This window comes from Oceanomicrobium pacificus, assembly GCF_009833495.1.
Lineage (GTDB): Bacteria > Pseudomonadota > Alphaproteobacteria > Rhodobacterales > Rhodobacteraceae > Oceanomicrobium > Oceanomicrobium pacificus.
On the sequence record NZ_WUWG01000003.1, the window covers coordinates 144,697 to 158,423 of the forward strand.

The window sequence follows — 13,727 nt, forward strand, 5'->3', positions numbered from 1 at the left end:
GGGCGGGCCTCAGGCCCGCTCGACCCGGAGCCGCACACCACCGGCCGGGCGCAGCGTCAGCAGCATTTCCGGGCGCGGATCGCGCCCGGGAATGGCTGTGAACCGGTAGCGGCCGAGCAGGCTGGCCAGAATGATCTGCGCCTCCATCAGCGCGAAACTCATGCCGATACAGATGCGCGGCCCGTCCCCGAAAGGCAGATAGGCGAAACGGGGCGGGCGCGTATCGGCGAACCGCGCAGGTCGGAACGCATCCGGATCGTCCCAGAGAAGCCGGTTCCGGTGCAGCGCATAAACCGGGATCATCACCGTGTCGCCGCGGCGGATTTCCCGCCCGCAGAGCGTGTCATCAGCGAGTGCCGTGCGCGACAGGATCGCCGCCGGCGGGTAGAGCCGCAACGTTTCCTCGATGATCTGGCGGACAAGCGGCATCGAAGCCAATTCGTCCGGTCCGGGCAGTCGGCCGTCGGGGCAGGCGGCCTGCACTTCTGCGCGCGCACGGTCCTGCACATCCGGGTCGAAGGCACATAAGTAGAGCGCCCAGCTGAGCGTCAGCGCGGTCGTCTCGTGCCCCGCCACGATGAAGGTCAGCAGATTGTCCCGCAGTTCCGCGGGGCGCATCTGCCGCCCGGTCTCGGGGTCTTCCGCCACCAGCAGGAGGTCGAGCAGATCGTCGACCATGCCGCCGCCGTCAGCACGGCGCCGGTCGATGGCGGCGTCGGCCAGTTCGCGCATCCGGCCGAGCGAGGAGGGGCCGAAGAGCCGCCCCGGACGCGGCACCCAGTCGGGAAGGCCGAACATGTCGAGCAGAGACACACGTGCAATGCCCTCGATATAGGCTTCGATGGCGCCCTGAACCTCGGCGCTGTCCATCGCGTTGCTGGTGCCCGAGAATGTGACCCGGTTGATGACGTCGAACGTGGTCGCGACCATTTCTCCATAAAGGTCGACCGTCTGGCCCGCGCGTCCGTCGAGGCGGGCAAGGCTCGCTTCGGCGCCGGCCTGCATGACAGGCGCGAGGGCCGCGATATTGCGATGTCGGAAGACGGGCGCCACGGCCTGCCGCTGCCAGCGCCAATGCGCGCCCTCGGCAATGAAGAGACTGTCGCCGATCGCGGGGCGCAGGAGCCGCTTGGTCGTGTCGGATTTGGGATAGTCGGCCAGCCGGTCCTTCACCACATGCTGGATTGCGTCCGGGTCCATCAGCATGTGCCAACGGATGCCGGTGCGACCGGACACGATCGGCTGCGTGGTGGCGATCTCGGGGATGATTTCCAGCAGGTTGCGCCGCGCGACCTTCAGCGTGCGCAGGATACCCCATGGCTCGCGCACCAGCGGCACACGCACCGGCAGGCGCGCGGCGGGCATGGCGGCTGCATCATCGGGCATGGCGGAACCTGAACCGTGTCATGGTTCCAATATGGGGCGGATTGCCCGTCAGGCAAAGGCGTCGGGGTCGAACTCACGCGCCATGTGATCGAGAACCGCGTTCACGAATTTGGGTTCGCGGCCTTCGGGGAAGAAGGCCTTGGCCACATCGACAAACTCGTTGATCGTCACTTTCGGCGGTGTTTTCCCGATCACCATCTCTGCGCCTGCACCGCGGAAGAGCGCGCGCAGGGTCGGGTCGATCCGGTCGATCGGCCATTTGGCGACGAGCGCGCGGTCGGTGGCCTGGTCGATCCGGGCCTGGTCGGTGACGGCCGTGCGCACCAGTTTGCGGAAGAGCGCCAGATCGCCCTCGGCATAGGTGTCGCCGTCGATCTCGGCGCCGAACCGGTGGTTCTCGAACTCCATCCGGATCGCTTCGGCATCCCCGTCGGAGGCTTCCATCTGGAAGAGCGCCTGCACGGCATAGAGCCGCGCGGCAGAGCGCATCTGGCGGCGGTCGGCTTGGGAAGTGGCGCTCATCAGCTCATATCCTTGTTCTGCGGGGTGCCGGCCATGCGGAAGCTGCCCTCCGGCAGGTCGCGATCGCCGGGTCGCGCCGGCGCGAAACGGCGCTTGGCGGCGAGCAGGTGCAGCGCGGCATCCGCGGCGCCGCCCCCCTTGTTCTGGCCGTGCGCCTCGGCACGTGCCATGGCCTGATCGCGGTTCTCGACCGTCAGGATGCCGTTGCCGATGCACAGGCCCTGCAGCCCGAGCAGCGTCAGGCCACGGCTGCTGTCATTGCAGACGGTCTCGTAGTGGGTCGTTTCGCCCCGGATCACGCAGCCGAGCGCCACATAGGCGTCGAACCGGCCCGACCGGTCGGCAAGCGCGACCGTCGTGGGAACTTCCAGTGCGCCGGGCACGTCGATCAATTCGTGCGCGACCCCGGCCGCGTCGCAGGCGGCCTGCGCGCCCGCCAGCAGCTGGTCGGCAATGTCCTTGTAATAGGGCGCGCGGACGATCAGAACGCGCGCCGGTGCCAGCCCGTTGGGGCGCGGCAGCACATGGTGGGTTTCGTTGGCGGCCATGGATCAGCCCTCCGCGCTCTGGGAGAAGGGGCGGCTGTCGGTGATCGACAGGCCGTAGCCTTCAAGCCCGATCACCTTCGGCGCCGGGGAATTGGTCAGGAGGATCATCTCATGCACGCCGAGCGAGCCGAGGATCTGTGCCCCGAGCCCGTATTGCCGCAATGTCTGCGGAGAAACCTCGCCGTCGAGCACCAGCTTGTGGGCCATGTCGCGCAACAGCACGATCACGCCGCGCCCCTCTGCCGCGATGGCCTTCATCGCATCCTCGATCTGGTGGCCCCGTCCGGGCGCGAGCGCCAGCAGGTCCTCCATCGGGTTGACCGCATGCATGCGCACAAGCACCGGCTCGGGCGTCGAGAGGTCGCCCTTGGTCAGCGCCAGATGTTCTGCGCCGCCTGTCTCGTCGGTAAAGACCCGCAGCATCCAGTCGCCGCCATATTCGGATTTCACCGTCTTGACCGCGCTTTCGCGGACCAGATTGTCGTGCCGCCGCCGGTAGGCGATCAGGTCGGAAATGGTGCCGATCTTCAGATTGTGCTTCTGCGCGAAGGCCACAAGGTCGGGCAGGCGCGCCATGGTCCCGTCCTCTTTCATGATCTCGCAGATCACGCCAGAGGGGTTGAGGCCGGCGAGCCGGGAAATGTCGACGGCCGCTTCGGTGTGGCCGGCGCGGACCAGCACCCCGCCGTCGCGGGCCCGCAGGGGGAAGATGTGCCCCGGCGTCGCGATGTCCTGCGCGCCGCTCGACGGGTCGATGGCAACAGACACCGTGCGGGCGCGGTCATGCGCGGAAATGCCGGTGGTCACGCCCTCGCGCGCCTCGATCGAGACGGTAAAGGCGGTTTCGTGGCGCGAACTGTTGGAGGCCGACATCATCGGCAGGCCGAGCGCGTCCAACCGTTCGCCGGTCAACGACAGGCAGATCAGGCCGCGCCCGTGGGTGGCCATGAAATTGATCGCGTCCGGCGTCGTCATCTGGGCGGGGATGACCAGATCGCCCTCATTCTCCCGATCCTCATGATCGACGAGGATGAACATGCGCCCGTTGCGGGCATCCTCGATGATCTCCTCGATCGAGGAAATGGCATCGTGGTAATGGGTCGGGTCAGTCATGAGCAGCCTTTCTCAGGCAGGAGCGGACATCTCGTTCAGACGCGCCACATAACGTGCAAGCGTGTCGATCTCAAGATGCACCGGGTCGCCCGCCTCCACGTCACCCCAGGTGGTGCAGGCCTTGGTGTGGGGGATGATGTTCACGCCGAACCGTGTCCCGTCGACCTCGTTCACGGTCAGCGATGTGCCGTTGAGCGCGACCGACCCTTTGGGTGCAATGAATTTCGCGAGCGCGGCAGGGGCCTCGAAGGTGAAGCGCGTGCTCTCGCCCTCGTCCTGCACGCCGGTCACGGTCGCGATCCCGTCCACATGGCCCGAGACGATATGTCCGCCCAACTCGTCGCCGAGCCGCAGCGCGCGTTCCAGATTGACGCGGCGGCCCCCGGTCCATCCTTTCGGTCCGCCGATCGCTGTTTTCGACAGGGTTTCGGCCGAGATGGTCACGTCAAACCAGCCGCCGGTCCCGTCCTCCGACGCACCGCGGTCGACGACGGTCAGGCAGACCCCGTCGCAGGCGATGGACGCGCCGAGATCGACGCCCGACATGTCGTAGGACGTGCCGATCCGGGCATGCAGATCGCCCGCTTCGGTCACCTCGACAATGGTTCCGATATCGGTGATGATCCCTGTAAACATGCTGGTAACCGCCTCCGTTGATGCTGGGACGGTGGTAGCGTCTGGCTCCGTTCGGGGCAAGGCGCAACTGGATAGCAGAAAATCGCCACGGTGGCGTTCGGAGCGGCGGCGACCGCCCCGGCCCCCGAGCGGGAGAGGGGGCAGCAATGGGGCCATCCGCATGACGGGGGCAGACCGGCCGGATACCGGCGGCGGGCCCGCGCTGGCATATGTCCCGCCTGCGTCACCGGCAGGGCGTCGGCCGGACGATGGCGGTTCGGCTTCGGCCGGCGGCGCAAAGCAGCGAACTTTCATGTTTTTGCAAGGACCGCACGGCCCGTTCTATCAGGAACTGGGTCGCCAGTTGCGCCGCGCCGGTGCGCGCACCGTTCGGGTGACGTTCAATGGCGGGGACAGACTTTTTGCCGGACGCGGGGCGCGGCTCGACTATAGTGGTACGCTGGCGGACTGGCCCGGCCACCTGTCGGGCTGGATTTCGGAACACGGTGTTACCGATCTGGTGCTCTATGGCGATGCGCGCCCGCTGCACAGGGCCGCGCACGACGTGGCGCGGGCCGGCAGGGTCCGGCTGCACTATTTCGAAGAAGGCTATGTCCGCCCGCACTGGGTGACCTATGAGCGTGACGGGGTGAACGGGGACTCGCCCGCGGCCCGCCTCTCCATGGCCGAGATCGCGGCCCGGATGGGCGGTCGTGACCCGGACCTGCCATCCGCGCCGGACCAGTGGGGCGCGCTTTGGCACCACTCGCTCTATGGTGCGCTCTACCATTTTGCCGTGGCCTGTTCGAGGCGGCGGGTTCAGGCGGCGCCGCACCGCAAGGTCACGGTCGGGCAGGAGGCCGCGATGCAGGCCCGTCGACTGGCGATGCTGCCGCTCCAGAGCTTGCGGCGGCGCTGGCGGGTGCGCGCGATCAAGCTGCGCGGCGCGCCCTATCATCTTGTGCTTTTGCAACTGGGGCACGATGCGTCGGTCCAGCGTTACAGCCGGTTCGACGGTATGCCGCCATTCGTGGACGAGGTCATGGCAGCCTTTGCCGAAGGCGCACCAGCGCACCACCATCTGGTTCTGAAAACCCATCCGTTGGAGGACGGGCGCGACGGGCTCTATCGCGCGGTGCGAGAGGCCACGCGCCGCCACGGGCTCGGTGGCCGCGTGCATCTGGTGCCGGGCGGGCGGCTCGGCCCGCTGCTCGACAGCGCGCGTTCCGCCGCAACGGTCAATTCCACGGCGGGCCAGCAGGCGCTCTGGCGCGGGCTGCCGCTCAGGATCTGGGGGCAGGCGATCTATGGCAAGCCGGGGCTTGTCTCCGATCAGCCGCCGGCGGCTTTCTTCGCGGTGCCCGAACGCCCTGACGGGGCCGCCTACCGCCAGTTCCGCCACTTCCTTCTCGACACGAGCCAGGTGCCCGGCGGCTTTTACACTGGCCGGGGCCGGGCGGAGGCTTTGCGCCATCTGGCCGACATGATGCTCGACCCGCTCGGCCCCTATGACCGGCAGGTGCAGCGCGCCGGTGCCGGTGGCGGCGCGCCGGCCCTGCGCCTTGCCGCTGCGGGTGAAGGCCACGATCTGTCAGCAGGCTTGGCGGAACAGGGCCGGACCTGATATGGTTGCCGCAAAACAGAACATGACGATGGACAGGCACCCCGTGACGATCTTGCGCAAACTGGCCGCCCTGTGCGTGTGCGGCGGTCTTCTGGCGGGGTGCGACCTGCCACGGACAGGCCCCTCACTTTCCGAAATCGAAGCCGGATCGACCGCCAATGGCGGCAATGTCCACATCGTTTCCGTCGATGACCGGGTCACGCAGGCCTCGCGCAAGAACGAGGCGCTGGGCTTTTCTTCGGAACTGGTGAACAGCTACGCCACGGTGACCGACCTAATCCGCGCGGGCGACACGCTGTCGATCACCGTGTGGGAGAATGTCGACAACGGGCTTCTGGCCTCTGTCGGGCAGAAAGTCACGCTTCTGCAAGAAATCCAGGTCGACCAGAGCGGCCAGATCTTCATGCCCTATGCGGGCCGCCTTCTGGCGGACGGGAAATCGCCCGAACAGCTGCGCCAGATGATTACCGAAAGCCTCGACCTTCAGACGCCGGACCCGCAGGTGGAGGTGCGCCGCCTTGCCGGTGACGGGTCGAGCGTGACCATCGTGGGCGGCGTCGGTGCGCAGGGCGTCTATCCGATCGAGCCCTCGACCAAGAAGCTCACTTCGATGATCGCGCGCGCCGGCGGTGTCGTGCTGCCGCCGGAAACCGCGCAAATCAAGATCCGTCGCGGCGGTGCGACCAGTTCGATCTGGCTGCAGGACCTCTACGACAATCCGCGGACGGACATTCCGCTGCGCTCCAATGACTATATCATCGTCGAGGAAGACCGCCGCACCTTCACCGCGCTCGGCGCGACCGGGCAGCAGGTTGTGCCTTTCAAGATCCGCGATCTGTCGGTGGCTGAAGCGCTGGCGCAATTGGGCGGGCTCAACGGCGCAACGGCCGACCCGACCGGGATTTTCATCTTCCGGATGGAGCCGCCCGCGGTCGCCAACCGCGTGCTCGGCCGGTCCGATATCACCACACCGCAGCGCTTTGCCTATGTGGTGGATCTGACCAAACCGAGCGGCATTTTTCTCGCGCGGGATTTCCTGATCCGCGACGATGACACGATCTATGTGACGGAAGCACCCTTCGCCCAGTTCGAGAAGGTGCTGCGGGCCACGGTGACGACCATCAATTTCGCCGCGCTGGTCCAGACCGTCACGCCGAACTAGGCGCGGGGCGGTGGATGGCGGGCACATGCGCGAGGCGGGGCCGGCCGCGGCAGGCAGTACCGCGTTGTCCGCGGAAACACTGCAACCCGTCTCGGTCCTGTCCGGCGGTTTCCTGACCGACAGGCATCTGCGCTGGATGATGCGCATGGCGGGTCTTGATCCGCGCCCGTCTGTCCAAGCCGGGCCGGACCGGCCGGTGGCGGTCTGGGGGCGGAAGGGACCGGCCCGGCGCGGCATGGCGCTAGCGAAGCGTGCGGGGGCGCCGCTTCTGACGTTGGAGGACGCGCCCCTGCGCAGCGTCCGGCCCGACCCGGCGGACCCGTCCGTCGGCTTGCTGATCGACGCAGGCGGTGTTCATTACGACCCCTGGTCCGGATCCGATCTGGCGCGACGACTGGACACGGTCGAATGGGACAGAACCAGTGCGAACAGGGCCGCCGCCGCGATACGGATGCTGCGGGCGGCGGGGCTGTCGAAATACAATCCTGTGCCGCGCGGCGCGACGTCGCTTCCGCGGCGGTTCGTTCTTGTTGTTGACCAGAAACGCGGCGATGCGTCCCTGCGCGCCAGTGGCGGAGATGCCGCGCTTTTCGCGGCCATGCTGGCGCAGGCCCGCGCAGATCATCCGGGCGTTCCGGTTCTTGTGCGGGCGCATCCTGCGGGTGCAGGCCATCTCGATCTGGGCAGCCTGCCATCCGGTGTGACCGTCGATCTTGCAAGCAACCCGTGGGACCTGCTCGACGCAGCCGAGGCCGTCTATTGCCACAGTTCGCAACTGGGGTTCGAAGCGATCTGCGCCGGTCACCGGCCGCACGTCTTCGGGCTGCCCTTCTATGCCGGGCGCGGCCTGACGGTCGACCATCACCCCGATGCGAGCCGGCTGGCGCGGCGCGACCTCACGGTCGAAGCGCTCTTTTCCGGCGCCATGCTGGACCTTCCGCATTGGGTCGATCCGGTGCGGCGCGAGGCGTGCGACTTCGAGAGCGCCGCGGAGGGCCTGCGGGCGCGGGCAGAAGCCTGGTGGCGGGTCGAGCGGCCGCTCCTGTGCAGCGGCATGGCGCCGTGGAAACGCCGTCACGTGGCCCGCTTCCTGACCGGGCAGGGCGGTGCACCGCGGTTCGCTGCGGCGCGGACGGGCGCAGCTTTGGCCAAACGGGCCGCCCGCGAGCGGCGGGACCTTGCGGTCTGGGCCAGCCGGATGCCGGCTGATCTGCCAGCGGCGGCACAGGCGGCCGGGCAGCGGCTCTGGCGGGTGGAGGACGGGTTCCTGCGTTCGGTGGGCCTTGGCGCGGAATTGCGGCCGGCCCTCTCGCTCGCATTCGACGATTTAGGGATCTACTACGATCCGAGCGGCCCGAGCCGGCTGGAACAGCTGATCGCCGCGCGCGCGGACCTGAGCGCCGACGCGCGGGCCCGCGCGGCACGGTTGCGGGCGCGGATCGTTGCCGCGGGCCTCAGCAAATATAATGTCGGGGACGCCGCACGCCCGGCCTTCGACACATGCGGGCGGCCGCGCCTTCTGGTCGTGGGGCAGGTGGAAGATGATGCGTCCGTGACATCGGGCGGGGGTGCGATACGCACCAATATCGCGCTCTTGCAGGCCGCGCGGGATGCCCATCCTGACGCGTTCATCCTCTACAAGCCGCACCCCGATGTGCAGGCCGGTCTGCGCCCGGGCGCGGTGCCGCCGGACGCTGTCGCTGAACTTGCCAACGGGCAGCTGGACGGATTGTCGAGTCCATCTGCCCTTGCGGTTGCGGATCATGTCTGGACCCTGACGTCGCTCACCGGGTTCGAGGCGCTGCTGCGCGGGCTCAAGGTCACCTGCCTCGGCACGCCCTTCTATGCCGGTTGGGGGCTGACGGATGATCGCGGACCGGCCTGCCCGCGGCGCACGGCGCGCCCCGAACTGGATGGCCTCGTCCATGCGGCGCTGATCGATTATCCGCTTTATTTCGACCCCGCCACCGGTCTGGCTTGCGACGCGGAAACAGCGATGGACCTGCTTGTGGCGCAGCGCGCGGGCGCGGCGGGACAGGCGCCCGGGCAGGGCGTTGTGGGGCGAATGCTTCGGGTTGGCGCGCGGCTCCGGGGCTGATGCCGGCCTAGCGCGGGCGCCAGCGGCAGATCATGTCGGGCCCCGCAACCTCCGCTGATTCCAGATCGAAGCGCGGCGCGTCTGCCAGCGCGGACAGGTGCAGGGGGGCGACCCCCGACAGACCGTCGCCGCCAAGGATCAGCCCGGCATGATGCGTCTCCAGCCGGTCGATCAACCCGGCCGCCAGAAGTGTCGCGGCCAGTTTGCCGCCGCCTTCGCACAGGAGCCGTGTGATCCCGGCCTTGCCCAGTTGCGAAAGCAGGTCATCGACCCGCAGTTCGCCTTCCGGCCCGTGCGCAACGATCAGGGTGCGGGCGCCAAGGTCGGTGAAGGCCCGCGCGCGTGCACGGTCGGCACTGCGCCGGTGGCAGAGCCAGAGCGGTTGCTGCCTGGCGCTGCGGGCCAGCCGTCCGGTGAGCGGAAGCGACAGGCTTCCATCGGCTACGATGCGCACGGGGTTCTGCGCGTCCATCCCCATGTCGCGAATGTCGAGCATCGGGTCGTCGGCCCGCGCCGTGCCCGCGCCGATCAGAACCGCATCATGGGTGGCGCGCAGCAGATGCACGCGGCGGCGCGCATCCGGTCCGGTGATCCAGCGGCTCTCGCCCCGTGCGGTGGCGATCCGCCCGTCCGCGGAGAGGGCCATCTTCAAGGTCACAAGCGGCCGGCCGAGCGTCGTGCGCATCAGGAAACCGGCATGGGCCTCCAGCGCCGCATCATGGCAGACATTGCGGGTGACCGTGATGCCTGCCTCCTCCAGCATCCGGAAGCCGCGCCCGCTGACCCGCGGATCGGGGTCTTCGAGCGCGCCGACCACCCGCGCCACGCGCGCGTCGATCAGCGCCTGTGCGCAGGGCGGCGTCTTGCCGGTATGGGCACAGGGTTCGAGCGTCACATAGGCGGTGGCGCCCTGCGCGGCATCCCCTGCCTGCGTCAGCGCCATGACCTCGCCATGCGGGCGCCCGCCGGGCTGCGTCCAGCCGCGTCCGACGACGCGGCCCTCCTTCACGAGGATGCAGCCGACCGCGGGGTTCGGCCAGACCCGGCCCAGACCGCGCTGCCCCAGCGCCAGTGCGGCTTGCATCCAGCGCCTGTCAGCCGCGCGGGACATGGGTCAGGCGTCGTCTTCTTCGGGGATGTTGGGGCGCAGTTCGGCGACGAACTCCTCGAAATCGTCGGCTGCCTGGAAGTTCTTGTAAACGCTCGCAAAACGCACGTAGGCGACGGTGTCGATCCGGGCCAGCGTTTCCATCACGATCTGGCCGATCTTGTCGGATGCCACATCCGTGTCGCCCATGCTTTCCAGCCGCCGGACGATGCCCGAGATCATCTGGTCGATCCGTTCCACCTCGACAGGGCGTTTCTGCAGGGCGATGCGGATGGAGCGTTCCAGCTTGTCACGGTCGAACGGTTCGCGCTTGCCGTTCTTCTTCACCACGACAAGGTCGCGCAGTTGTACGCGCTCGTAGGTGGTGAACCGGCCGGCACAGGCCGGGCAGTAGCGCCGGCGCCGGATGGCCACATGGTCTTCGGCCGGGCGGCTGTCCTTTACCTGAGTATCCGTGTTACCGCAAAATGGACACCGCATATGGCTCCCCCCAAACTCTGGTCCTCAAGACGTTGGGGGCGAGTATAGGCAGAGCGATTCGTCTTGGGTAGATGCCAGATGGCTTCCCCCATATCTGAGTGGCGAACCAAGACCTTGTGTTGCGAAACTGAATCAGTCCGACCGGTGGCGCGGGGCTCGATCAGGCCGACAGGTGGAGCACCACCTCGCGCCGGTGGGGCGCGTCGCGATGTTCGAACAGATAGACGCCCTGCCAAGTGCCGAGCAGCGGTGCGCCGTCCGCCACAGGGATCGAGAGCGAGACCGGCAGGAGCGCGGCCTTGATATGGGCGGGCATATCGTCCGGTCCCTCATAGGTGTGGGTCAGATAGGCCATGGACGGGTCGGTCGTGGGCGGCACGAGGCGCGCGAAATAGTTCCGCAGATCGGTGCGCACCTCCGGGTCGGCATTTTCCTGGATGAGGAGCGAGCAGGAGGTGTGGCGGACGAACAGCGTTGCCAGACCGTCCCCCCGGCCGGCAAGGGCGCTGCGCAACTCGCGGGTGAACTCGTAGAGCCCTTGGCCACGGGTTTCGATTGTTATGCGGGTTTGCATGGCAGCGTCCTTTGGCGGCACGGATCAGAGCGAAAAGGCGAAACGGGGCAAGGCGCGGCCGGGAATGGCATCCGACGCGTCGAACCCGTCCGCGCTTGCGCCGTGATGCAGGTAGAAGCCGGCCGCATGCGGATCGGCGGTGGCCAGAAGTTGCCGGCCGCCGGCATCGCGTGCGCGGTCAAGCGCCCAGTCAAGGAGCGCGGACCCGACCCCTTTGCCAATGGCTTCGGGCGCGATGAACAGTTTGTCGAGTGTCAGAACAGGAGCTTTGCCGGTCAGGCAGGCGAAGCCCGACAGCACCCCGTCGACGTCGGCTATGCAGCTTGTCTGTTGCGCGATCTGCGCCTCAGTCACGGTCAGCGGCGCGATGCAGTGGGTCATGAATTCGGGATCGTAGCCCCAATGTGCCTTGGAGCGGAGGCAAAGCGCCGACAGGTCGGCCGCTTCGCCCGGACAGGCCGGGCGAAGCCTGACGCCGGTCACTGGTCGAGGAAGCTGCGCAACTTTCGGCTGCGGCTCGGATGCTTGAGCTTGCGCAGGGCCTTCGCCTCGATCTGGCGGATACGTTCGCGGGTCACGCTGAACTGCTGGCCGACCTCTTCGAGCGTGTGGTCGGTGTTCATCCCGATGCCGAACCGCATCCGCAGAACCCGTTCCTCACGCGGGGTGAGGGAGGCGAGCACCCGGGTCGTGGTCTCCTTCAGGTTGCCCTGAATGGCGCTGTCGAGCGGCAGGATGGCGTTCTTGTCCTCGATGAAATCGCCAAGCTGGCTGTCTTCCTCGTCCCCGATCGGGGTTTCGAGGCTGATCGGTTCCTTGGCGATCTTCATCACCTTGCGGACCTTTTCGAGCGGCATCTGCAGCTTGTCGGCCAGTTCTTCCGGCGTCGGCTCGCGGCCGATCTCGTGCAGCATCTGGCGACCGGTGCGCACCAGCTTGTTGATCGTCTCGATCATGTGGACCGGGATGCGGATCGTGCGGGCCTGATCGGCGATGGAGCGGGTGATCGCCTGCCGGATCCACCATGTCGCATAGGTGGAGAACTTGTAGCCGCGGCGATACTCGAACTTGTCCACGGCTTTCATCAGGCCGATATTGCCTTCCTGAATGAGATCAAGAAATTGCAGCCCGCGGTTCGTGTATTTCTTGGCGATGGAGATCACCAGACGCAGGTTGGCCTCGACCATTTCCTTCTTGGCGATCCGGGCTTCCTTCTCGCCCTTCTGGACCTGCTGCACGATGCGGCGGAATTCGGAGATCTCGACCCCGACATACTGGCCGACCTCGGCGATCTGGCCGCGCAGGTCCTCCACCTTGTCGCCAAACCGTTCGTTCAGCGTATCCCAGCCGCGCCCGTCGAGCGCGGAGACGCGTTCCAGCCAGTTCGGCTCCAGTTCGGTACCGCGATACTCCTTGATGAAGTCCTGACGGTTGATGCGCGCCTGATCGGCGAGCTTCACCATCGCGCCATCGAGCGACATCAGCTTGCGGTTGATCCCGTAGAGCTGGTCGACCAGCGCCTCGATGCGGTTGTTGTGCAGGTGGAGCGAATTGACCAGTTCCACGATTTCCGAACGCAGGCGCTGATATTCGCGTTCCTGCGTGGTCGTGAAGGAAATGCGCTCGTCCATCGTGGCGGCGATGCGCGTATCCTGCATTTCCGACAGACGGGCGAAATCGTCGGCAATCCGGTTGAGCGTTTCGAGCACCTGCGGTTTCAGCGTCGCTTCCATCGCGGCGAGGGACAGGTTGGCCTGATCGTCCTCATCCTCGGCATCTTCGTCGCTGTCGGCTTCGTTCCCGTCGCTTTCGGCTTTCGCGCCCTTCTCCTCTGAGGCATCGGACTTGTCCGCGCCCTCGGCCGCGCCGTCGATCTCCTCTTCCTCATCATCTTCGAGGGAGGCGCCGAATGTCGTCTCGAGGTCGATCACATCGCGCAGCATGATCTCTTCTTCCAGAAGCTCGTCGCGCCAGATGGTGATCGCCTGGAAGGTGAGCGGGCTTTCACAAAGCCCCAGGATCATGGTGTTCCGGCCGCCCTCGATCCGTTTGGCGATGGCAATCTCGCCCTCGCGGGACAGAAGCTCGACCGAGCCCATTTCGCGCAAATACATGCGCACCGGATCGTCGGTGCGGTCGAGTGTTTCGCTCGATGCGGTGGTGGTGGTCAGTTCGCGCGAGCTGCTGCTGTCCTTGGAACCGCTCTCGCCATCCTCGTCCTCGGCTTCCTCGGCCTCGACGACATTGATGCCCATCTCCGAGAGCATGGCCATCACATCCTCGATCTGCTCGGAGGACACCTGATCGGGCGGCATCACTTCGTTCAGTTCGTCATAGGTGATGTAGCCACGTGCCTTGGCCTGCGCGATCATCTTCTTGACCGCGGCCTGGCTCATGTCGAGCAGGGAGCTGGCGCCCTCCTGGTTCTCGTCACCTTTTTTCTGATCAGCGTCTTTTGCAGCCATCGAGTTCATCGTCTCCTGCGCGGGCCGAATCG

Annotated in this window: 13 protein-coding genes; 3 read left to right on the forward strand and 10 right to left on the reverse strand. The window is 66.9% G+C overall.

The features are described 5' to 3' along the window. Positions 1–9: 9 nt before the first annotated feature. Genes GSH16_RS07215 through GSH16_RS07235 form a run of 5 tightly spaced genes read right to left on the reverse strand, consistent with a single transcriptional unit; the run spans position 10 to position 4,205 of the window. A complete protein-coding gene (locus GSH16_RS07215) occupies positions 10–1,386 on the reverse strand; it encodes a cytochrome P450 (RefSeq protein WP_235913067.1) in 1,377 nt (458 codons plus the stop codon). A gap of 48 nt (positions 1,387–1,434) precedes the next feature. Next, entirely contained in the window at positions 1,435–1,908 is a 474-nt protein-coding gene (gene nusB / locus GSH16_RS07220; RefSeq protein WP_160853534.1) for a transcription antitermination factor NusB, read from the reverse strand. Then, on the reverse strand, positions 1,908–2,456 hold the full coding sequence (locus GSH16_RS07225; protein ID WP_160853536.1) for a 6,7-dimethyl-8-ribityllumazine synthase: 549 nt from the start codon (positions 2,454–2,456) through the stop codon (positions 1,908–1,910). Before GSH16_RS07225 ends, nusB begins: the two co-directional genes overlap by 1 nt. Before the next feature lie 3 nt (positions 2,457–2,459). After that, positions 2,460–3,569, reverse strand: a complete 1,110-nt coding sequence (gene ribB, locus GSH16_RS07230) for a 3,4-dihydroxy-2-butanone-4-phosphate synthase (RefSeq protein ID WP_160853538.1) — start codon at positions 3,567–3,569, stop codon at positions 2,460–2,462. Between the two features lie 12 nt (positions 3,570–3,581). Next, positions 3,582–4,205 carry a riboflavin synthase gene (locus GSH16_RS07235; RefSeq protein WP_160853540.1) on the reverse strand — a complete coding sequence of 208 codons (624 nt, stop codon included), beginning with the start codon at positions 4,203–4,205 and terminating at the stop codon, positions 3,582–3,584. A 292-nt stretch (positions 4,206–4,497) separates the two neighbouring features. Between GSH16_RS07235 and GSH16_RS07240 the strand changes: the two genes are divergently transcribed. From GSH16_RS07240 to GSH16_RS07250, 3 genes are all read left to right on the forward strand, one after another. Then, complete coding sequence (locus tag GSH16_RS07240; RefSeq protein WP_235913068.1) at positions 4,498–5,808, forward strand: capsule biosynthesis protein; 1,311 nt, start codon at positions 4,498–4,500, stop codon at positions 5,806–5,808. 1 nt (position 5,809) lies between these two features. Beyond that, positions 5,810–6,970, forward strand: coding sequence for a polysaccharide biosynthesis/export family protein (locus GSH16_RS07245; RefSeq protein WP_235913071.1), 1,161 nt, complete (start codon positions 5,810–5,812; stop codon positions 6,968–6,970). 64 nt (positions 6,971–7,034) lie between these two features. Continuing rightward, positions 7,035–9,068: a capsular polysaccharide biosynthesis protein gene (locus GSH16_RS07250; RefSeq protein ID WP_235913073.1), complete on the forward strand. Its 2,034-nt coding sequence runs from the start codon at positions 7,035–7,037 to the stop codon at positions 9,066–9,068. Between the two features lie 7 nt (positions 9,069–9,075). Here GSH16_RS07250 and ribD read toward each other — a convergent pair whose 3' ends face one another. The 5 genes from ribD to rpoD all read right to left on the reverse strand — a co-directional run bounded on the left by ribD (position 9,076) and on the right by rpoD (position 13,695). Further along, on the reverse strand, positions 9,076–10,179 hold the full coding sequence (ribD, locus tag GSH16_RS07255; RefSeq protein ID WP_235913074.1) for a bifunctional diaminohydroxyphosphoribosylaminopyrimidine deaminase/5-amino-6-(5-phosphoribosylamino)uracil reductase RibD: 1,104 nt from the start codon (positions 10,177–10,179) through the stop codon (positions 9,076–9,078). 3 nt (positions 10,180–10,182) lie between these two features. Beyond that, positions 10,183–10,656, reverse strand: coding sequence for a transcriptional regulator NrdR (nrdR, locus tag GSH16_RS07260; protein WP_160853543.1), 474 nt, complete (start codon positions 10,654–10,656; stop codon positions 10,183–10,185). 160 nt (positions 10,657–10,816) lie between these two features. Beyond that, the gene (locus GSH16_RS07265; RefSeq protein ID WP_160853545.1) at positions 10,817–11,230 is read right to left on the reverse strand and encodes a secondary thiamine-phosphate synthase enzyme YjbQ; all 414 of its coding nucleotides are present in this window, start codon (positions 11,228–11,230) and stop codon (positions 10,817–10,819) included. Between the two features lie 24 nt (positions 11,231–11,254). Beyond that, a complete protein-coding gene (locus tag GSH16_RS07270; RefSeq protein WP_205524041.1) occupies positions 11,255–11,713 on the reverse strand; it encodes a GNAT family N-acetyltransferase in 459 nt (152 codons plus the stop codon). Further along, positions 11,710–13,695 carry an RNA polymerase sigma factor RpoD gene (gene rpoD / locus GSH16_RS07275; protein WP_160853547.1) on the reverse strand — a complete coding sequence of 662 codons (1,986 nt, stop codon included), beginning with the start codon at positions 13,693–13,695 and terminating at the stop codon, positions 11,710–11,712. The genes GSH16_RS07270 and rpoD overlap by 4 nt, the downstream gene beginning before the upstream one ends. Between the last annotated feature and the right edge of the window lie 32 nt (positions 13,696–13,727).

Bases quoted from the DNA above. Each gene is read 5' to 3' on its own strand.
- GSH16_RS07235 (WP_160853540.1), bottom strand. From the start codon at position 4,205: ATGTTTACAGGGATCATCACCGATATCGGAACCATTGTCGAGGTGACC.
- rpoD (WP_160853547.1), bottom strand. From the start codon at position 13,695: ATGGCTGCAAAAGACGCTGATCAGAAAAAAGGTGACGAGAACCAGGAG.
- ribD (WP_235913074.1), bottom strand. From the start codon at position 10,179: ATGTCCCGCGCGGCTGACAGGCGCTGGATGCAAGCCGCACTGGCGCTG.
- nrdR (WP_160853543.1), bottom strand. From the start codon at position 10,656: ATGCGGTGTCCATTTTGCGGTAACACGGATACTCAGGTAAAGGACAGC.
- GSH16_RS07245 (WP_235913071.1), top strand. From the start codon at position 5,810: ATGGTTGCCGCAAAACAGAACATGACGATGGACAGGCACCCCGTGACG.
- GSH16_RS07215 (WP_235913067.1), bottom strand. From the start codon at position 1,386: ATGCCCGATGATGCAGCCGCCATGCCCGCCGCGCGCCTGCCGGTGCGT.
- GSH16_RS07225 (WP_160853536.1), bottom strand. From the start codon at position 2,456: ATGGCCGCCAACGAAACCCACCATGTGCTGCCGCGCCCCAACGGGCTG.
- GSH16_RS07265 (WP_160853545.1), bottom strand. From the start codon at position 11,230: ATGCAAACCCGCATAACAATCGAAACCCGTGGCCAAGGGCTCTACGAG.
- GSH16_RS07240 (WP_235913068.1), top strand. From the start codon at position 4,498: ATGTTTTTGCAAGGACCGCACGGCCCGTTCTATCAGGAACTGGGTCGC.
- nusB (WP_160853534.1), bottom strand. From the start codon at position 1,908: ATGAGCGCCACTTCCCAAGCCGACCGCCGCCAGATGCGCTCTGCCGCG.
- ribB (WP_160853538.1), bottom strand. From the start codon at position 3,569: ATGACTGACCCGACCCATTACCACGATGCCATTTCCTCGATCGAGGAG.